Source organism: Streptomyces sp. P9-A4 (assembly GCF_036634195.1).
In the GTDB taxonomy this organism is placed as follows: domain Bacteria; phylum Actinomycetota; class Actinomycetes; order Streptomycetales; family Streptomycetaceae; genus Streptomyces.
In genome coordinates, this window is the sequence record NZ_JAZIFY010000001.1 from 4,890,046 (window position 1) to 4,909,600 (window position 19,555).

At 72.9% G+C, this 19,555-nt stretch carries 14 protein-coding genes; 10 read left to right on the top strand and 4 right to left on the bottom strand.

The genetic code is table 11. The features are described 5' to 3' along the window. Positions 1–76: 76 nt before the first annotated feature. Together V4Y03_RS22215 and V4Y03_RS22220 are read left to right on the top strand one after the other, a co-directional pair. On the top strand, positions 77–2,722 hold the full coding sequence (locus V4Y03_RS22215) for an AfsR/SARP family transcriptional regulator (RefSeq protein ID WP_332436073.1): 2,646 nt from the start codon (positions 77–79) through the stop codon (positions 2,720–2,722). 129 nt (positions 2,723–2,851) lie between these two features. Further along, entirely contained in the window at positions 2,852–3,598 is a 747-nt protein-coding gene (locus V4Y03_RS22220) for a DUF4232 domain-containing protein (RefSeq protein ID WP_332436074.1), read from the top strand. 235 nt (positions 3,599–3,833) lie between these two features. Here the strand turns inward: V4Y03_RS22220 and V4Y03_RS22225 are convergent, their stop codons facing one another. Beyond that, positions 3,834–4,976, bottom strand: a complete 1,143-nt coding sequence (locus V4Y03_RS22225; protein ID WP_332436075.1) for a threonine synthase — start codon at positions 4,974–4,976, stop codon at positions 3,834–3,836. Between the two features lie 229 nt (positions 4,977–5,205). On the opposite strand from V4Y03_RS22225, the gene V4Y03_RS22230 reads away from it, so the two are divergent. Next, entirely contained in the window at positions 5,206–6,780 is a 1,575-nt protein-coding gene (locus V4Y03_RS22230; RefSeq protein ID WP_317878428.1) for a S8 family peptidase, read from the top strand. A gap of 201 nt (positions 6,781–6,981) precedes the next feature. Next, positions 6,982–8,160, top strand: coding sequence for a DUF4190 domain-containing protein (locus tag V4Y03_RS22235; RefSeq protein ID WP_317878429.1), 1,179 nt, complete (start codon positions 6,982–6,984; stop codon positions 8,158–8,160). 261 nt (positions 8,161–8,421) lie between these two features. Here the strand turns inward: V4Y03_RS22235 and V4Y03_RS22240 are convergent, their stop codons facing one another. After that, positions 8,422–9,423, bottom strand: coding sequence for a glycoside hydrolase family 18 protein (locus V4Y03_RS22240; RefSeq protein WP_332436076.1), 1,002 nt, complete (start codon positions 9,421–9,423; stop codon positions 8,422–8,424). Positions 9,424–9,702: 279 nt separating this feature from the next. Here V4Y03_RS22240 and V4Y03_RS22245 point away from each other — a divergent pair, with 279 nt between their 5' ends. The 6 genes from V4Y03_RS22245 to V4Y03_RS22270 all read left to right on the top strand — a co-directional run bounded on the left by V4Y03_RS22245 (position 9,703) and on the right by V4Y03_RS22270 (position 16,571). Next, positions 9,703–10,455: a GntR family transcriptional regulator gene (locus tag V4Y03_RS22245; protein ID WP_332436077.1), complete on the top strand. Its 753-nt coding sequence runs from the start codon at positions 9,703–9,705 to the stop codon at positions 10,453–10,455. A gap of 222 nt (positions 10,456–10,677) precedes the next feature. Further along, positions 10,678–12,435 carry a purine-cytosine permease family protein gene (locus V4Y03_RS22250; protein ID WP_332436078.1) on the top strand — a complete coding sequence of 586 codons (1,758 nt, stop codon included), beginning with the start codon at positions 10,678–10,680 and terminating at the stop codon, positions 12,433–12,435. Between the two features lie 155 nt (positions 12,436–12,590). Beyond that, the gene (locus tag V4Y03_RS22255) at positions 12,591–12,770 is read left to right on the top strand and encodes an SPOR domain-containing protein (protein ID WP_317877213.1); all 180 of its coding nucleotides are present in this window, start codon (positions 12,591–12,593) and stop codon (positions 12,768–12,770) included. A gap of 40 nt (positions 12,771–12,810) precedes the next feature. After that, on the top strand, positions 12,811–13,290 hold the full coding sequence (locus tag V4Y03_RS22260) for a (deoxy)nucleoside triphosphate pyrophosphohydrolase (RefSeq protein WP_332436079.1): 480 nt from the start codon (positions 12,811–12,813) through the stop codon (positions 13,288–13,290). A gap of 143 nt (positions 13,291–13,433) precedes the next feature. Further along, positions 13,434–13,856 (top strand): ATP-binding protein, encoded by a 423-nt coding sequence (locus V4Y03_RS22265; protein WP_317877211.1) that lies wholly within the window; start codon positions 13,434–13,436, stop codon positions 13,854–13,856. A gap of 144 nt (positions 13,857–14,000) precedes the next feature. Further along, positions 14,001–16,571 (top strand): SpoIIE family protein phosphatase, encoded by a 2,571-nt coding sequence (locus V4Y03_RS22270; protein WP_332436080.1) that lies wholly within the window; start codon positions 14,001–14,003, stop codon positions 16,569–16,571. A gap of 14 nt (positions 16,572–16,585) precedes the next feature. Here the strand turns inward: V4Y03_RS22270 and V4Y03_RS22275 are convergent, their stop codons facing one another. Both V4Y03_RS22275 and V4Y03_RS22280 read right to left on the bottom strand, forming a co-directional pair. Next, positions 16,586–17,293 (bottom strand): PspA/IM30 family protein, encoded by a 708-nt coding sequence (locus tag V4Y03_RS22275; protein ID WP_332436081.1) that lies wholly within the window; start codon positions 17,291–17,293, stop codon positions 16,586–16,588. Between the two features lie 57 nt (positions 17,294–17,350). Then, complete coding sequence (locus tag V4Y03_RS22280) at positions 17,351–19,456, bottom strand: TPM domain-containing protein (RefSeq protein WP_332436082.1); 2,106 nt, start codon at positions 19,454–19,456, stop codon at positions 17,351–17,353. Positions 19,457–19,555 lie beyond the last annotated feature (99 nt).

Consider the following 19,555-nt stretch of genomic DNA (forward strand, 5'->3'; position numbering starts at 1 on the left):
GTGGAGGCGCGGGGCGGGGGGACACGTATCCTCGACTGCTGGGGAAATGGGGGAGAGGGATACCGGAGGTGTACTGGTGGAGTTCCGGCTGCTCGGCTCCGTTGCGCTGGTGACGGAGGACGGGGACGTAGCCTTGGGGCCCGCCAAGCGGTCCAGCCTCCTCGTGATGCTTCTGCTGCGGCCCAACAGTGCCGTCAACGTCCAGCAGCTGATCGACGCCCTCTGGGAGGAAGAACCGCCCACGCACGCCAAGACCGTGCTGCAGGGGCATGTCTCGCGGTTGCGGGCGCTGCTGGCCGAGCACGGTGCGGAGGCGTACGGCGTCGAGCTGGCCACGCAGGGGTCGGCGTACGTGCTGCGCATGCCCGAGTCACTCGTGGACGTGCACCGGTTCGAGGAACTCGTGGGGCTCGCGGGAGTGCAGCGCCGGCCCGCCGACGCCGTGCGGATGCTGCGGGAGGCCCTGTCCTACTGGCAGGGGCCCGCGCTGACCGGCACCGTCCACAGCCGCCCCCTCGAAGCCGCCGCCGGTGGCCTCGAAGAGCTGCGGCTCGCCTCCGTGGAGGCCTTGGCCGAGGCGTACGGCGCACTCGGCGAGCACGCCAGGGCCGCCGCCGTGCTCCGTACCGAAGCCGTCGCGCACCCCCTGCGGGAGTCCCTCGCCGCCGCGCTGATGCTGGCCCTCGGCCGCTCCGGCCGCCAGTCGGACGCCATCGACTGGTACCACCGCACCCGGCGGCTGCTCGCCGAGGAGCTGGGCGTCGACCCCGGCGAGACGCTCAGCGACGCGTACGCGACGCTGCTCCGGTCCGCCGAGCCCGTCGCCGCGCCCCGCCCCGCCGTTCCCGCCGAGGCCCCGAAACCCGAGGGGCTGCCCCGGGCTCCGCGCGGATTCACCGGGCGCGGCACCGAGCTGGCCGCGCTCGACCGGGCCGTACGCGCGGGCGACGGACCCGTCTGCCTCGTCACCGGGCCCGCCGGTGTCGGCAAGACGGCGTTCGCCGTGCACTGGGCGTACGAGCGGCGCGCCGATTTCCCCGACGGGCGGCTCTTCGCCGACCTGCGCGGCTTCAGCGACACCCCCGCGCCCGAGACCGCCGCCGTCCTGCGCGAGTTCCTGCTCGCCCTCGGCGTGGTCCCGCAGCGCATCCCCGAGGCCGTCGAGGCCCGCGGCGCGCTGTTCCGTTCCCTGACCGCGAACCGCCGGCTGCTCGTCGTCCTCGACAACGCGCGCTCCTCCGAGCAGGTCAGGCCCCTGCTGCCCGGCGGCGACCACTGCACCACCCTGGTCACGAGCCGCGACCGGCTCGGCGGCCTCATCGCCTCCGACGCCGCCCGCCCGGTGCCCCTCGGACACCTCCCCCCGGCCGACTCCGCCGCCCTGCTCACCACCGTCCTCGGCGAGACGCGGGTCGCCGCGGAGCCCGTCGCCGCCGCCCGGCTCGCCGGACTCTGCGACGGGCTGCCGCTCGCTCTGCGCGTGACGGCCGCCCGGCTCGCCGAACGCCCGCGCTGGACCCTCGACGAGATGGTCGGCGAACTCGCCGACGAGCAGGGCCGGCTGATGCTCCTCGACGTCGAGGACCGGGGTGTCTCCGCCGCGCTGCACCTCACCGTGCAGCAGCTCCCGGAGTCCGCCGCCCGGCTGTTCCGTGCCATCGGCCTGCACACCGGCTCGGACCTCGACCGGTTCGAGGCGGGCGCCCTCGCCGGAACCTCCCCCTCGCAGGCCTCCGCCGACCTCGACCGGCTCGCCGCCGCCCATCTCCTCACCGAGTCGGTGCCCGGCCGCTGGATGCCGCACGACCTGGTCCGCCTCTACGCACGCCATCTTGCCCCACAGGCCGATCCCGAGGGCCTGCCCCGGCTCCTCGACCACTACCTGTACACGGGACTCGCGGCCGACGCCGCCGCCGAGCCGGGCTCCCAGCCCTGCTACTCGCTGCCCGCCGACGCCCGCCGCCCCGCCGCGACGCGCGAGTTCGAGGACCGTACGGCGGCCCTCGACTGGTACGTCGCCGAGCGCGCCGCCCTGGAGGGCGCGGTCACCGCGGCAGCCGCCCTCGGCCTGCACGACCGGGCCTGGCGGCTGGCCCTCGTGCAGTGGCCGCTGATGCTCATGCGCATCGGGGACGGCTGGACGCCGCTCCTGGAGGCGGGGCTCGCCTCCGCCGAGCGGGTGGGCGATCCCGACGCCCAGTCCCGCGTGCGGGCGCTGCTCGGCTGGATCCTGCACGAGGAGGGCCGGGACGCCGAGGCGCTCGTCCACCTGGAGAAGGCTCCCGGTCTGGCCGCCCGGGTCGGCGACACGATCAGCGAGGCCATCGGGTACGTCAACTACGCCGCCGTCCTGGACGCGACCGGCGAGCACGACCGGGCCGGACTGCTCATGGTGCACGCGGTCTCGCTCGCCGACCGCACCGGGCATCCGTCGACCCAGGTCCTGACCCTCCAGCACCTGGCGGGGCACTGTCTGAAGGTGGGGGACCACCAGGCGGCGCTCGCCCACACCCTTCGCGCGGGGGAACTCGTCCCGCCGGAATCGGTGGTCGTCCAGGCCCAGCTGCAGATCGTCCGGGGTGAGGCCCTGGCCGGCATCGGCCGCCTCGACGAGGCCGCCGACCAGCTGGAACGCGCGATCCTGGCCGCCGACGCGGCCGGATTCCCGGAGGGTTCCGCGCGGGCCGCGGCCCGACTTTCGCGGCTGTCAGCGGATCGTTAGCGGTACGCAAGCGGGACGGCAGTGCGGGGCCGGAAGCTGGTTGCATCACCCGGTGGATGTCCGCCGGGTGGTTGCCACCGGGTGGACGCGCCGCCGGGTGGACCGACCGCGTTCTACGGGGGAAACACCATGCGCCACCACCACAAGTCCACCGTCCTGGCCGCCGCCGCCATCGCCGCCCTCTCGCTCGGCCTCACCGCCTGCGGCGGCGGGGACGATGCCGCAGGCGCCAAGGACGCCGGGAGCGCCGGCGCCTCGAAGTCGGCCCAGGCCACCACCGACACCGGCGCGGCGGCCGGCGGGGCGGACCAGACCACCGCGAAGAACGGCTCGGGCTCCACCGGCGGCTCGACGGCCGGCTCCACCACCGGCGGCTCCGGTACGAAGGGGCCCACGACCGGCTCCGGCACCGGCTCCTCGGGCGGCGGCACCGGCTCCACCAAGGCCCGCGCCTGCGCCTCCGGCGACGTGAAGGTCACGGCGGCTAAGGCCGACGAGGTGCCGACCGAGCACATCGTGCTCACCGCCACCAACACCTCCGGCAGCGCCTGCACCCTCCTCGAGTACCCGCTGATCGCCTTCGGCCCGATCCAGACCGCCAAGGACATCCCGGCCGTCGCGAAGAGCAAGCCGGCCGCCCCGATCGTCCTGAAGCCCGGTGCGCCCGCGTACGCCAACGTGCGCGTCGCGCTCGGCGGCGCCCACGAGGACAACAAGGTCGTGAAGGAGTTCAACGTGAACCTCTTCGCCGCCGAGGGCCCCGCCGAGGGCAGCGTCGTCGTGAAGGCCCCGGCCGGTGGCCTGGCCGTCGACGAGGCCGCCGCGAAGACGGGCTACTGGACGTACGAGCTCCGCAACGGCGCCGACGAGTTCTGATCGGCGGGGACCGGTGACCGCGGGGGGTTGGCGAGAGCCGGTTCGATGATCGCGTGGGGTTGGCGAGAGCCGGTTCGGTGATCGCGCGGGATCGGTGAGGGCCGGTTCGATGATCGCGCGGGATCGGTGAGGGCCGGTGCGGCTTCAGGGGCGGGTTCGACCGTCCGTCCCTGAGGCCGCACCGTTCGGCGTTCCGGGGCCGTGCGTCAGCGGCGGCCGAGCGGCGGCCCGCCCGTCACGGCGTCAGACCGGTTTTCGCCCCCGCCCCGCACAGCGGCACCACCGTGAGACCCGGGCGTGCCGGGGCCGCACGGACGGCCGCCCAGCAGGCCACGCCGGTCGCCTCCACGAAGAGGCCGCGGCGGGCCAGGTCCCGCTGGGCGGTGCGGATGTCGTCCTCCTCCACCGTCAGGAACGTGCCGCCCGTCGCCCGTACCGCCCGCAGGATCTGGCGGGCGCGGGGCGGCGCCGGGATCGCGATGCCCTCCGCGAGGGTGGGGCGGGGAGCGGCCGGCGCGGCACCTTCCAGGTCGTCCGCCCCCGCGTGGAAGGCCGCGGCCAGGGGCGATACGGCCTCGGCCTGGACGGCGACCAGCGCGGGCCGGGTGTCGGTGAGCCCGTGGCGGTGCAGTTCGTCGACGGCGAGCGCGGCGCCGAGCAGCAGGGTGCCGTTGCCGACGGGGACGACGATCGTGTCGGGGAGGCGCCCGCCGAGCTCCTCCCAGAGCTCGTAGACGTAGGTCTTGGTGCCGTGCGTGAAGTACGGGTTGTACACGTGCGAGGCGTAGAACGTGCCGGGTTCGTCGGCCGCCGTCCTCGCCGCGCGGGCCGTCGCCTCGCGGTCTCCTGGCACCTCCACGACCCGCGCGCCGTGCGCCCGGATCTGCTCCAGCTTCTTCGGGGAGGTGCCCTCGGGCACGTACACGAGGCTGTCGAGTCCGGCCCGTGCGCCGTACGCGGCGATCGCCGTGCCCGCGTTCCCGCTGCTGTCGGCGACGACCCGGTCGAGGCGGCCGGTGCGGGCGAGGCGGAGGGCGTGGGCGGCGAGCATCACCGCGCCCCGGTCCTTGAAGGAGAGCGTCGGCATGAGGAAGTCGAGCTTGGCCGAAACCGCCCCTGACGCGTTCTCCACCAGGGGGACCAGGGGCGTGCGGCCCTCCCCGAGCGTCACGTCCGCCGCGTACGGCATCGGCGGCAGCGCCTCCTCGTAACGCCACAATGAATTCACACGTGACGCGAGTGACGGGAGGGATACCGGGGCGCTCGCGAACTCCAGATCCCAGGGGCCGCGGCACTTCGGACAACACCAGGTGAGCGCGTCCGCGGGCGACTGGACCTGGCAGCGGGGGCACACGTAGGCGGTCATGCCGGTCAGCATGTCAGCTGTGTGGCGCGGGTGTTGCGGGCTGTCGGCAGCCCTTGTGGGATTCCTATGGATCAGCCAATCTTTCGCTCGGCAGCCGGATGTTCGAGACGGCGTGGAACTTGCCTCGTCTTGTCATGCCTCTGTCATGTCTCTCGGTAACGCGCACCCCCCACAGCACGACGCACCCCCCACAGCACCACACCCCCACAGCAGCGCACCACCAATGAGGAGGACCCCTCACATGTCAGTGATGCGTGAATCGCGTCGCGGAATCGCCACCGCCGCGGCCATCGCCGTCGCCGCCCTCACCCTCGGCTCCCTCTCCGCCCTCCCGGCAGCCGCCTCACCGGCCGCCCCCGAGGGTGTCATCGAGAACGCCGGAGCCGAAGGCACCGTCCCGGGCAGCTACATCGTCACCCTCGACGAGTCCGCGCGGGCGGAGACCGCCAAGGGCCGTGCCGTCGCCGCCAAGTTCGGCGCGAAGATCAAGCGGACGTACACCTCGGCGATCAACGGCTACTCCGTCGAACTCTCCGAGGCGCAGGCGAAGAAGCTCGCCGCCGACCCGGCCGTGCGGTCCGTCGTCCAGAACCGCGTCTTCCACATCGACGGCACCCAGCCCTCCCCGCCGTCCTGGGGCCTGGACCGGATCGACCAGAAGGCCCTTCCGCTGAACCAGAGTTACACCTATCCGGACACCGCCGGGCAGGGCGTCACCGCGTACATCATCGACACCGGTGTCCGCATCACCCACACCGAGTTCGGCGGCCGTGCCTCCTACGGCTACGACGCCATCGACAACGACAACACCGCGCAGGACGGCCACGGCCACGGCACCCATGTCGCCGGCACCGTCGCGGGCTCGTCGTACGGCGTCGCCAAGAAGGCGAAGATCGTCGGCGTCCGCGTCCTCGACAACTCCGGCTCCGGCACGACCGAGCAGGTCGTCGCGGGCATCGACTGGGTCACGCGGAACGCCGTGAAGCCGGCCGTGGCCAACATGAGCCTCGGCGGCGGTGTCGACTCCGTCCTCGACGACGCCGTCCGCAACTCGATCGCCTCCGGCGTGACCTACGCGGTCGCGGCGGGCAACGAGACCGACAACGCCGCCAACCACTCCCCGGCGCGCGTGGCCGAGGCCATCACCGTCGGCGCGACCACGTCGGGCGACGCCAAGGCGAGCTACTCCAACTTCGGCAGCGGCCTGGACCTCTTCGCCCCGGGCTCCTCCATCACCTCGTCCTGGGGCACCGGCGACACCGCCACCAACACCATCTCCGGTACGTCCATGGCGACCCCGCACGTCGCCGGAGCCGCCGCCGTCTACCTCGCGGGCAACCCGACCGCGACCCCGGCGCAGGTCTCCGCGGCCCTGACGGCCGCCGCCACCCCGAACGTCGTCACCAGCCCCGGCACCGGTTCCCCGAACAAGCTCCTGTACATCGGTGGCGGCGACACCACCCCGCCCACCGGCCCGAAGTTCGAGAACACCGCGGACTTCGCCGTCGCCGACAACGCGACCGTCGAGTCCCCGGTCACCGTCAGCGGCGTCACGGGCAACGCCCCGGCCGCCCTCCAGGTGCCGGTGAACATCGCCCACACCTACATCGGTGACCTCCAGGTCCAGCTGATCGCCCCCGACGGCTCGGCGTACACCCTGAAGGCCTTCGGTACGGGCGGCAGCGCGGACAACATCAACACCACGTACACCGTGAACGCCTCCTCGGAGGCCGCCAACGGCACGTGGAAGCTGCGGGTCACGGACAACGCGACCTACGACACCGGGAAGATCGACTCCTGGGGTCTGCAGTTCTGAGTCCGGCTCGATGGGCCCGGCTCGATGGGCCCGGCCTGATGAGCAGGGTCTGACAAGCACGACGAGGGGCGGTCGCCTGCGGGCGGCCGTCCCTTCCGTGTCCGAGGCGTGCCCCGGCTGTCCGTCCCGCCCGCCCCGCCGCGTACGATGCGCGCCCGATCATTTGTTCGCGTCACGCGCCGCAACAGGAGCACCGTACCCGTGGAGCCGACCCAGCCGACCCCGCCGCCGCAGCAGCCCGAGGGGGGGCCGCAGCAGGGCGGATGGCCCGCCCCGGGCCCGTACACCTCCCCGGGCATGCCGTACGCGGCCGGCCCCTACGGTGGCCCGGCAGGGGGGCCGGGACCCTTCCCCTACGGGCAGCCGCCGCGGCGCACCACCAACGGGCTCGCCATCGCCTCCCTGGTCTCCGGCATCGTCTGCTGTCTGCCGCCCCTCGGTCTGGTCCTCGGGCTCATCGCCCTCCCGCAGATCAGGAAGAGGGAGCAGGACGGCAAGGGGATGGCGATCACGGGCATCGTCCTCTCCGCGCTCAGCTGTCTGCTGCTCGTCGTCGGCCTCGCGACCGGCGGCATCGGCTCGGCCTGGGGCGACTTCAAGGAGGGCGTGGACGAGGCGTCCCGTACGAAGTCGCCGTTCTCCCTGCGGACCGGGCAGTGCTTCAGCGACGACGGCAAGCTGGAGGAGTACGCGACGGACGTCACGATCGTCGACTGCGCCCGCCCGCACGACGGCGAGGTCACCGGCGGGTTCAAGGTCACCGGCTTCGCCAAGTGGCCCGGCGACGACGCGATCGACAAGATCGCGGTGAAGCGCTGCGAGGCGATCAACGCCGCGTACGCGATGGACACCTGGGCCGTGCCCAACGACGTCTGGCTGTACTACTACCTGCCGAGCCGCGAGAGCTGGCGCGGTGGCGACCGCACGGTGACCTGCGCGTTCGCCAGCAAGAAGAACCCCTTCAGCGGCTCCGTGCGCTCCGACGCCGCCAAGCTGACGGCCGACCAGGAACAGTTCCTGAACGCCGTCAACCCGATCGAGACGGTGGTCTACCAGGAGCCGGAGGCGGACCCGGACGAGGACTTCGCCGCCAACAAGGCCTGGTCCGTCCAGCTTCTCGCCGCGATCAACGGGGCGCGCACGGGCCTCGACCAGCACTACTGGCCGGGCGCCTCCACGGCCCCCGTCGCGGCGCTGGGCAAGCAGCTCGACACGGCCTCGAAGCAGTGGGCGAAGCTGGCGGCGGCGCCCGACGCGGACGCCTACTGGGAGGCGTACGACACGGCCTGGGACGCCCTGCCCGAGAACCTGGGCGCGGAGGCCCGCACCGCACTCGGCCTGACGGGCACGCTCCCGGCGGGCGAGGGGACCTCGGCCTGAGAGGGGTGCGGGGGCGGTACGTGACGACGGCGTGCGGGGGCGGTACGTGACGACGGCGTGCGGGGCACGTGACGCGTGACGCGCCGTATGGACGGGGCCGGGTCTCCCTCGGGAGGCCCGGCCCCGTCGTGTGCGGACCGGAAGCGGCGGGCCGGGGACGGCGGCCCGTGACCGACCGCCGTTCCGGCGCACCGCGCGCGGCGGGGCGCCGGTCCGCGGTTCGGGGGCCCCGGCCGCCGGGAGGGCGGCCGGGGCGGGGTGTCAGCGCCGGGTCAGACCCCGGTCGATGGCGGTGATCAGCTCGCCGTCCGGGGTGTCCCCGTCGAGGGACCAGACCATCGCGCCGCCGAGTCCGTTCCGCCGGACGTAGGACGGGTAGAGCTTGTGCGTCCCCGAATTCGCCAGATCCTTGAGGAACTTGTAGTCCTCCGAGCCGGCCGTCCAGGTCGCGGGGGCGGGGCCGGTGGCGGGCTGCCCGAGGCCGTCGCCGCCGCCGGTGACGCCGGTCCAGCCCTGGCCGTAGAAGGGCATGCCGACCACGAGCTTGTGGGCGGGCGCGCCGCGCCGCAGCCAGGCCCTGACGGTCTGGTCGACGCTGAAGTCGTTCTTGGCGTAGAGCGCGGACTGCTGGGCGGTGGTCTTCTCGCCGGAGACGTGGAAGTCGTAGCCCTGGAGGTTCACGAAGTCGAAGTCCCGCATGATCCGGGCGACTTCGAAGCCCGCGTCGATCTTGGCGGGCGCGGTGGGCGCATACGCGCTGAGGTCGTAGTGCCTGCGCTGCGGCAGCGAGCGGCCGTAGGTGTCGAGCTGGGTGCGGAACTCCCGTACCAGCTTGGTGAAGTTGGGCCTGTCCTCGGGGCGGATGACGTTCCCGGGGGCGCCGTCCGATCCGGGCCACTCCCAGTCCAGGTCGACTCCGTCGAAGACTCCGGCGGCGGCTCCGGCGCCGCCGCGGGCGCCGTCGACGGGCAGGTTCCCCTTGATGTAGGTGTCGAGGTAGGAGGCGACGAGCTTCTTGCGGCCCGCGTCGGTGCGTACGGCGTCGGAGAAGTGGGCGGAGCCGCTCCAGCCGCCCAGCGAGATCACGACCTTGAGGCCGGGGTGCTTCGCCTTCAGCTCGCGCAGCTCGTTGAAGCTTCCGGCCAGGCGCTGGTCGGCGGTGTCGCCGACGCCGTCCACGGAGGCGGCGGCGTCGACGGGGCGCACGTAGTCCGCCCAGGGGTCGGAGCCGGGGGTCAGCTTGGTCATGGCTCTGGGACGCATGGGCTCGTTCCTGTGCGAGGCGGGAGGGAGCGTGCGGAGAGGCGGGAGGGGGTGTGCGGAGGAGCTTGCAGGCAGGAACGTATTGGTCTGGACCAATAGGGGTCAAGGGGTGTGACGCGTCAACTCGGCGTGCGTGGCGCCGCCTACTCGGTGTGACCGTGGGTAGCAAGAGGTGTGATCTCGGTGTCATCACTTCGAGTGAAACTTTGGCCCATGCTTGCGGATCGCGACCCACGGTTGTCAGTCTGTAGCTGTAAGTCAACCTGAGGGGAGTGTCCAGTGACGTTCGGTGAGCAGCCCGCCTATCTGCGCGTGGCGAGCGATCTACGGGAGAAGATCGCCAACGGCTCGCTTCCGCCGCATGCGCGTCTCCCCTCACAGGCACGCATCCGCGAGGAGTACGGGGTGTCGGACACCGTCGCGCTGGAGGCCCGCAAGGTGCTCATGGCCGAGGGGCTCGTGGAGGGGCGCTCGGGCTCGGGCACCTATGTGCGGGAGCGTCCGGTGCCGCGCCGGATCGCCCGCTCCGGGTACCGTCCGGCGTCCGGCGCCAGCCCCTTCCGGCAGGAGCAGGCGGCCGAGGGGGCCCGGGGCACCTGGGAGTCGAACAGCGAGCAGGAACCGGCCGGCCCCGAGGTGGCCGAGCGGCTCGGCATCGAACCGGGGGAGCGGGTGATGCGCACGCGGTACGTCTACCGGGACGGCGGCGAGCCCATGATGGTCGCCACCTCCTGGGAGCCGCTCGCCGTCACCGGGCGGACGCCGGTGATGCTCCCCGAGGAGGGCCCGCTCGGCGGCTGCGGGGTCGTCGAGCGGATGGCGGCCATCGACGTGGTCGTGGACAACGTCATGGAGGAGGTCGGCGCCCGGCCGGGCCTCGCCGAGGAACTCCTCGCGCTGGGCGGGGTGCCGGGGCATGTGGTGATGGTCGTGGAGCGCACGTACTACGCCTCCGGGCGCGCGGTCGAGACGGCCGACGTGGTCGTCCCCGCCGACCGCTACCGCCTCTCGTACCACCTGCCGGTGAGATGAGCCTCCGACGGTCCGTCCGAGGTCCACGGGCCCGCCCCGCGCGGCGCCTCTCCGCCGACCCCCACCGGTCAGCGGAGTCCGTCGTCCGGGAGGCGTGACCGCGAGTTAACGGGGTGTCAGCTCGCGTAACCGCCCGGCAACCTCGCGCCACCGCCGTCCGTCACGACCGGCTCCTAGCTTCCTCGTCCGTACCCGCGACTCGGCCGGACGACAGGAACCCCCATGACGGACACGATCACCACCCCCACCCCGGAGCCGGGCGAAAGTCCCGCCCCGGCCTACGGCGCACCGGGGGAGGCCGCCCCGCCACCCGGGCCGCGCCGCAGCTACGCCAGGCTGGCCGCGGACGAGAGCCGCGAGGACTACTCGCTGCGCTACGCCCCGCACTCCTTCCGGCGCTGGTCGCCCGCGACCGTGGCCGGGACCGCCCTCGGCGGCATCGCCTACCTCGCCGACTTCGCGATCGGCGCCTCGATCGTCTTCACCTACGGATTCGGCAGCGGCCTCGCCTCGATCCTCACCGCCGCGACGCTCATCTTCCTCACCGGCATCCCCATCGCCCGCGCCTGCGCGAAGTACGGCCTGGACATGGACCTGATCACGCGCGGTGCCGGCTTCGGCTACTTCGGCTCGACGCTCACCTCGCTGATCTACGCCTCCTTCACCTTCATCTTCTTCGCCCTCGAAGGCTCGATCATGGCCCAGGCCATGCACCAGGCCGTCGGGCTGCCGGTCGAGCTCGGCTACCTCCTCACGACCCTGATCGTCATCCCGATCGTCTTCCGCGGCATGGGCGCGCTCGCCAAGGTGCAGGCCTGGACACAGCCGGTCTGGATCGTCGGCATGGTGCTGCCCTTCGTCGTCCTCGCCTTCGAAGCCCCCGACGCCTGGGGCGCCTTCGCCTCCTTCGGCGGTACGGAGGGGGCGGGCGCCGGCTTCTCCTGGCTCGGCTTCGGCCTCGGCACTGGCGTCGCGCTCTCGCTGATCGCCCAGATCGGCGAACAGGCCGACTATCTGCGCTTCATGCCCGCGAAGACCGAGGCCACCGCGCGCCGGTGGAACCTCGCCGTGCTCGCCGCGGGGCCCGGCTGGGTCGTCATCGGCGCGGCGAAGCAACTCGGCGGCGCCTTCCTCGCCTTCGTCGCCCTGGAGGCCGTCGGCAGGACCCACGCCCTGGAGCCGATCGCCCCGCAGATCGAAGCGCTCAGGCCCTGGCTTGGCTCCTTCGCCCTGCCCGCCGCCGCGCTCTTCGTGATCGTCTCCCAGGTCAAGATCAACGTCACCAACGCCTACAGCGGTTCGCTGTCCTGGTCGAACTTCTTCTCCCGCGTCACCCACCGGCACCCCGGGCGCGTCTGGTACATCTTCCTCAACCTCGCCATCGCGCTGACGCTGATGGAGATGAACATGTTCGCCGCCCTGAACAAGCTGCTCGGCTTCTACTCCAACGTCGGCATCGCCTGGATCGCGGCCGTCGCCGCCGATCTCGTCATCAACAAGCGGGCCGGCTGGAGCCCCCCGTACATCGAGTTCAAGCGCGCCTACCTGTACGCCGTGAACCCGGCCGGATTCGGTGCCATGGTCATCGCCTCCGTCGTCTCGATCCTCGCCTTCTTCGGTCTCTTCGGCGCCTACGCGCAGGCCTTCTCCACCTTCATCGCCGCCGGTCTCGCCGTCGTCCTCTGCCCGCTGATCGCCTGGGCGACCAAGGGGCGCTACTACCTGGCCCGCCCCAACACCGTGAACGGCCCGGCGGCCGGCGCCGTCGACGAGCGCGCCACCCACCTCTGCGCGGAGTGCGAGACCGCCTACGAACTGCCGGACATCGCCGACTGCCCCGTACGGTCCGGGCCGGTCTGCTCCCTCTGCTGCTCGCTCGACGCCACCTGCGGTGACGTCTGCCGCAAGGACCCCGGGGGCGCGGGCGCGCCCGTCCTGATGCCGGTGCCGACCGTGCCCGCGCGGGTGCCCGGGGTGTGACCTTCGGCCTCCCCCCGTCGGTTCCCGGCCGATCCGTATCTCTTTGTACGATTCCGTATCCGCTGTGTGAAGGTCAGGCGTAAGCTCCGGCATATGCGGATTGCGGTTTCCCGGAGATGCTTGGTGGCGCCCGGACCGGCGGAAGGGGAAGTCTGATGACCGACAGCGGCTCCGACCTCGCCTGGCTCGTCATCCGGCAGGACGACAACGGCAACCGCTACCGGGTGGGGCGGTACGCGACCAAGGACGAGGCGCAGAAGATCGCGGACAGTCTCGACGACCGCGGCCACAAGCAGCTCTACCTGGTCGAGCGCATCGGCAGCCCCGCCCTCTGACCCCGGCGGACGCCTCCCCGGCCGGGCTACGCTCGCGTCCATGACGGAACGCACCACCGAACCCGCCGTACCGCACGGGTCCGACCCCGGCACAGGCCCCGGCTCCAGCGTCGTGGTCGTCGTCGCCGGCGCGCTGTACGACCGGGGGCGACTGCTCGCCGCCCGCCGCAGCGCCCCCGCCGAACTCGCCGGCCGCTGGGAACTGCCCGGCGGCAAGCTCGAACCGGGCGAGAGCGCCGAAGACGCCCTCGTGCGCGAACTCCGCGAGGAACTCGGCGTGCGGGTCGAGCCGGGCGAGCGCATCCCCGGGGAATGGCCGCTCAAGCCGGGTTACGTCCTCCAGGTGTGGACCGCCCGGCTGCTCTCCGGCGAGCCCCGCCCGCTGGAGGACCACGACGAGCTGCGCTGGCTCGCCCGCTCGGAGCTGGACTCGGTCGACTGGCTCGACCAGGACCGGCCCGCCGTCGCCGAGGCCGCCCTGAGGCTTCCGGCGACCCCTGGTGCGGGCGCACGCGACTGATTCCCTACGCCGTTCGTGCCACCGTGCGCCCGCTGCTGCGCCCAGCGCGATATCCCACCCCAAATATCGGGTATGTCCTGATTGACCCGTTGAAAGAGGACGTGGGCCTTCCTGCTGACGCACGGCTGGGGAAGTGATCGGCTGTGATCGACACCGACGGCGACCGCGCCGAGTGGAACTTCCCGGCGGAGGCGAACGCCGTGCGCACGGCGCGCCATGCCGTGCGCGAGACCCTGCGGTCCTGGGAACTCGACTCGGCCCTCGGTGATCTGACCGTCCTGCTGGTCAGCGAGCTGGTGACCAACTCCCTGCGGTACGCCTCCGGACCCATCGGGGTCCGCCTCGTCCGCCCCCGCCCCGAAGGAACGGACCCCGCGCACCCGCCCGCGCTGCTGGTGGAGGTTTCCGATCCGCTTCCGGATCCGCCGACCGAAAGGGCCCCGGGACCCGAGGACGAAGGGGGCCGCGGCCTCGGTCTCGTGGCCTGTTCCGCCCGCCGCTGGGGGACCCGTAAGGGAAGGACGGGCAAAACCGTATGGTTCGAGCTGGCTCTGCCTGGTGAGTAAACAGGGAGGGACAACGATCACCGGTACTCGCCGCGGGACGAACGAGACCACCCTGTGATCGTGAACGTCGTGCCGTCGGGGCCCGCTGTATTGAATACTGCGGGCATGGCCGGTCCGGTGCGGTGAGCTGGAGGGGACGGTCGCGTGAGCGAGATACCTGAGACGGCGAGTGGCGGCGTCGTGTGGCACAGCAGCCCGCCCGGCTCCATCTACGACTACATCCGGGTGGCCTCCTTCTCGATCGGGCCCGACGGCCTCGTCGAGCAGTGGAGCCGACGTGCCGTGGACCTCTTCGGGGTCACCGCCGACGAGGCCAGGGGCAAGGACCCCGTCGAGGCCTTCATGCCCACCGAGCTGCGCGAGCGGGGCCACCGGAAGGTCCGGGAGATCCTCGACGGCAAGGAGTGGACGGGCCTCGTCCCGTTCCGCGTCCCCGGCGAGGACCGGGCCCACGGGATCGCCGAGATGTACGTCATGCCCAGCGAGACCCAGTCCGGCGAACGGGCCGCGCTCTGCATCGTCGTCGACGTACGCGCCCTGCGCCGGATCGAGACCGACCTCGCCGCCTCCCAGGCGATATTCGGCCAATCGCCCTTCGGGTTCCTCCTCTTCGGCACGGACCTCACCGTGAAGCGGGCCAACCGGCGCTTCGCCACCGTCTTCGGCGGCTCCGCCGACGACCACCGGGGCCGCACCGTCCACGACTACCTCGGCCGGGCCGAGGCCGACCGGATGACCGCCGCCCTCCGGAGCGTCCTGGAGACCGGGGAGTCCGTCACCGACCTCGAGATCATCGGCGCCGCGCCCGGCGCCAGGGACCGCCGCCACTGGGCCGTCAACCTCTACCGCGTGCACAGCGGCTCCGGCCGCCCGATCGGCGTCGCCGGCCTCGGCATCGACATCACCCGCCGTCACAACGCCGCCAGGGAAGCCGCCAGCGCCCGCCGCAACCTCGCCCTCCTCAACGAGGCCGGAGCCCGCATCGGCACCACCCTCGACCTGGAGGCCACCGCCCGCGAACTGCTCGACGTCGCCGTCCCCGGCTTCTGCGACCTGGCCTCCGTCGACCTCTACCAGGGGCTGCTGACCGGCGACGAGGCACCGCCCGGCCGCTGGGGCAGCTCCCACGACGTCGGCTACGGGGCCGGAAGCGCCGAACTCCGCCGGGTCGCCGTCGCCAGCGCCGTATCCGACACCCCCCGCAGAACCGACGAACGGCAGGAGCCCGACAGCGGCTGTTGCGGACCCGAACGAATCGCGGTCGGGGCCGTCCACCGCTACCCCTTCAACTCGCCCTGCGCCGGAGCCCTGCGCACCGGCCGCCTCCGTACCGTGCCCGGCGTCGACGGCGATCTCGTCCAGAGCACCCTGGTCGTCCCGATGGTCGCCCACGACATCGTCGTCGGCCTCGTCCAGTTCTCCCGCACCAAGGGCAGCGAACCCTTCGGCGACCGCGACCGCGCCCTCGCCGTCGAACTCGCCGCCCGCGCCGCCGTCTGCATCGACAACGCCCGCCTCTACCGCCGCGAGCACGAGCGGGCCCTGATCCTCCAGCGCAGCCTGCTGCCGCCCGGCGACCCCGAGGCCGCCGGACTCGACATCGCCTGCCGCTACCTCCCCGGCACCACCGCCACCGAGGTCGGCGGCGACTGGTTCGACGTCATCGAACTCCCCGGACACCGCACTGCCCTCGTCATCGGGGACGTCATGGGCCGGGGACTGCGCGCCGCCGTCGCCATGGGCGAACTGCGCACCGCCGTCCGCACCCTCGCCCAGCTCGACCTGGAACCCGCCGAAGTCCTCTCCCACCTCGACGAGATCGCCCGCGGACTCGGCGCCCCCATCGGCGCCCAGCAGTCCCGCACCCACAAGTCCCGCGGCCCCGAACTCTCCGAGGTCTACCTCGCCACCTGCGTCTACGCCGTCTACGACCCGGTCACCCGCCGCTGCACGTTCGCCAACGCCGGGCACCTCCCGCCGGTGCTCGTCGAGCCCGGCGAAGAGGCCCTGCTGCTCGACGTACCCCCGGGGATGCCGCTCGGCGTCGGCGGCGAACCGTTCGAGGAGGTGGAGCTCGAACTGCCCGAGGGCGCTCTCCTCGCCCTCTACACCGACGGGCTCGTCGAGTCCCGCGACCACCCCCTCGACGAGGGCCTGTCCGCCTTCCGGCGCGCCCTCACCGACCCGGCCCGACCGCTCGAAGACGTCTGCGACCGGGTCCTGAACACCCTGGACACCGGGCACGGCGAGGACGACATCGCCCTCCTCTTGGCCAGGATCCAGGGCCTGCCCAGCGAGGCCGTCGGCGACTGGCGGCTGCCCAGGGAACCCCGCTCGGTCGGCCGGGCGCGGGAACTCGCCCGCGCCCAGCTGGGAGCCTGGGGCCTCGAAGCGCTCGTCGACACCGTCGAACTCCTCGTCAGCGAACTCGTCACCAACGCCCTCCGCTACGGCGAGGGCGAGATCCGGCTGCGGCTGCTCCGCGACCGCACCCTCGTCTGCGAGGTCTGGGACGCCGGCCTCGTCCAGCCGCGCCGCCGCCGCGCCAAGGACACCGACGAGGGCGGCCGGGGCCTCCAGCTGGTCGGGCTGCTCAGCTCCTCCTGGGGGTCGCGCCGCACCCCGCGCGGGAAGACCGTCTGGTTCGAACTGGACCTTCCGGACGGCGAGGGCACGGCGGAACCCACGGTGGAACAGCTGCTCAGCATGTTCTGAGAGGAGCCGCCCGGTCAGCCCTTGAGCGCGGCCAGCCTGGCCTCGATCTCGGCGCTGTCGCCCAGCGCGTCCAACTGCTCGAACTGGGCGTCCAGGGACGAGGCGGCGAGCTCCTGCTTGCCCATCGCCCGCGCCTCCTCCCGGCGCACCTTGTCCTCGAACCGGCTCAGCTCGCTGGTCGGGTCGAGCACGTCGATGTTCTTCACCGCGTCCATCATCGTGTTCTGCGCCTGCGCCGACCTGGCACGGGCCACCAGCTCGTCGCGCTTCGCCCGGAGCTCGCCCAGCTTGGCCCTCATCTGGTCGAGGCCTGTCCTGAGCTTCGCCACCACCTCGGTCTGCGCGGCGATCGTCGGCTCCGCCGTGCGCGCCTCCTTCTCCGACTGGAGCTGCCGGCCCAGCGCCACCTTCGCGAGGTTGTCGAAGCGGTCCGCCTCCGCCTGCTGCCCGCCGCTCCGCAGCTCGTCGGCCTTCCGGCTGGCGGCGAGGGCCTTGCCGCCCCACTCCTTCGCCGCCGCCACGTCCTCCTGGTGGTCCTGCTCCATCAGCCGGAGGTTCCCGATGGTCGCGGCCACCGCCTCCTCCGCCTCCGCGATGTTGTTCGAGTAGTCGCGCATCAGCTGGTCCAGCATCTTCTGCGGATCCTCCGCCTGGTCCAGCAGGGCGTTGATGTTGGCCTTCGCCAGCTGGGTGACCCGGCCGAGGATCGTCTGCTTGCTCATGGCTCTTCTCCTTGAGAGGGACGGAAAGAGAGGGGGAGGGCGCGGAACGCGCCGGTATCAGAAGCGGCCGCCGCCGCCCCGCCGGCCGCGCGTGCCACTGCCGCCGAAGCTGCCGGGCCCGCCGCCGAAGCCACCGCCCCCGAACCCCCCGCCACCCGAATCCCCGCCGTACCCCCCGGGTCCGCCGCCCCTTCCCCCGCCGAACAGTCCGCCGAGGACGATGCCGCCGAGCACCGCGCCGCCGAGCCCGCCGCCACCGCTTCCTCCGGCCCCTGTCGCACCGCCCAGCCCGTTCGGGTTCCCGTACGTCCGTACGTCCTGCTCGGCGAGGTCCTGGGCGCGCCGGGCGAGGGAGTCCGCCTGCTGTGCCTCGGCGAGCGCGGCCGTCGGGTCGTCGGCCTCGGCGAGCGCCCGCGCCTTCTCCCAGCGCCGCTGGGCCTCGGCCAGGCGGGTACGGGCCTCACTGCCCACCGCGCCCCGGTGCGTGGTGATGTAGTCCGAGGCCGCCCCGATCGCCGAACGGGCCGTCAGCATCGCCTGGTCGAGGAGCCCGCGGGCCCGCCGGCTGCCGGACTCGCGCTCCCGCGCGCCCTCCAGTGCCTCGTCGAGCGCCGTGTCGGCCACCTCGACCCGGCGGAGCGCGTCGATCGGGTCGTACCGCCCCGTGTCCACGGCCCGCCGTACCTCCGCGACCACCGATTCGGCGCGGGCGATCCGGCCCTGGAGATCGGCCGTGGACACGCCTTCGGCGGTTCCCTTCAGCAGGCCCCGGGCGTCCGCCAGGTCCGCGTCCGTCTCCGAGAGGGCGCCCGGCAGCTTGCCGACCGCCTCCGCCAGTTCCCGCGCCCTCCGGTCCACCGCCTCGATCAGCCGGGCGGCCTGGTCCACCGCGCCCTCGGCCGCCCGGATGTGCACGGCTGCCCCGGCGTTGTCACCCGTGTCGATCCGCTGGCGGGCCTGGTTGACGTGGGCCGTCGCGAAGACCAGCCGGTCCTTCGCCTGTTCGACGTCGCCGGCGACGGGGGAGGCGGCCGTCTCGGCGTACCGCTCGCGCATGGCGGTGAGGGCGGCCTCGGCCGTGCCGACCCGGCCGGTCTGCTCCCGGAACGCGGTCTCCACGGATTCGAGCGCCTCGGGCGCGGTGTGCTCCAGGGCCCGGAGCCGGTCGAAGTCCTCGCTCTCGGCGTCGAGGCGCGCGTTCGCCTGCGCGCAGCGGCGCAGGATCTCCTCCAGCATGCTCCGGCGGGTGGAGTCGTCCTCGGGGAAGGAGTCGTCGAGCTTCTGCCGCAGCCGGAAGGAGGCCGTCAGCTGTTCCTCGGCGAAGGCGACGGCCTCGGTGAAGGGGCGCACCGTCTCCGCGTCGTACTGGGCGGACGCGAAGCCGAGTTCCTCCTGGCTGGTGCGGACGGCATCGTCGGTGGCGACGAGCGTCCGGCGGGCCTCCCCGTCGAGTTCGTCGAGGGACGGCGGCGCGGGCTCCTTCGGCGGGCCCCAGCCTTGTCCGCCCTGGGGGGTGGTGCGGGTCTCGGTCCGCCTGCGCCGTTTGGTGTACGCGTAGGCCGCCACGGCTCCGGCGCCGCCGACCAGGACCACGGGCAGGACCAGATCGCTCGCCGAGGTGCCGTCGCCGGCCGCGCCGCCGGGATCGGCGGGCCCGGGGGTGATGGCCGGGGCGGGCACGGGGCGGCCGGCGAGCACGGCGGAGTACCCGTCGGCGGCGCCGATCGCGGCGCCGGCCCAGTCGTTCTGCCTCAGCGCCGGTTCGATCGCGGTTTGGGCGACGTCGTTCAGCTGGGCCTGGGTGAGGCGGGCGTCCGGGTCGGCGGAGTAGCCGTACCGGCGGTCGTGGGTGGCGACGGCGAGCAGCACGTCGTCGACACCGAGGCCGTTGCGCTCGGCGGTGGCGTCGGCCCAGGACTGGCCGGTGCGGCCGGAGAAGTCCCGTACGTAGACGACGAACAGCTGGATCCGGCGGTCGTCGTAGAGCCGGTCGAGGGCCCGGACCACGGAGGCGCGGCGGTCGCCGAGGGCGTTCACCCGGTCGGTGATCTGCCCGTCGCGGGACAGTTCGACGGGGTCGTCGGCGTGGGCGACGGCGGGCACGAGGAGCCACCACGCCGCCACCAGCACCGCGAGAAGGGTTCGGGTGGCTATTCGCGTCACAAAGGGGAGGCTATGTCCGGGTATGTCGCTCCGCGACCGGACCCGAGCCGGAGCGAAACCATTCTCCACAGGCAAGCGTCACTGTCAGTAGTCACCGCT

What these genes read in the sequence shown, in the direction of transcription:
- V4Y03_RS22230 (WP_317878428.1), top strand. Translation starts at nt 5,206, where the DNA reads ATGTCAGTGATGCGTGAATCGCGTCGCGGAATCGCCACCGCCGCGGCC.
- V4Y03_RS22260 (WP_332436079.1), top strand. Translation starts at nt 12,811, where the DNA reads ATGACGGAACGCACCACCGAACCCGCCGTACCGCACGGGTCCGACCCC.
- V4Y03_RS22250 (WP_332436078.1), top strand. Translation starts at nt 10,678, where the DNA reads ATGACGGACACGATCACCACCCCCACCCCGGAGCCGGGCGAAAGTCCC.
- V4Y03_RS22220 (WP_332436074.1), top strand. Translation starts at nt 2,852, where the DNA reads ATGCGCCACCACCACAAGTCCACCGTCCTGGCCGCCGCCGCCATCGCC.
- V4Y03_RS22240 (WP_332436076.1), bottom strand. Translation starts at nt 9,423, where the DNA reads ATGCGTCCCAGAGCCATGACCAAGCTGACCCCCGGCTCCGACCCCTGG.
- V4Y03_RS22255 (WP_317877213.1), top strand. Translation starts at nt 12,591, where the DNA reads ATGACCGACAGCGGCTCCGACCTCGCCTGGCTCGTCATCCGGCAGGAC.
- V4Y03_RS22225 (WP_332436075.1), bottom strand. Translation starts at nt 4,976, where the DNA reads ATGCTGACCGGCATGACCGCCTACGTGTGCCCCCGCTGCCAGGTCCAG.
- V4Y03_RS22275 (WP_332436081.1), bottom strand. Translation starts at nt 17,293, where the DNA reads ATGAGCAAGCAGACGATCCTCGGCCGGGTCACCCAGCTGGCGAAGGCC.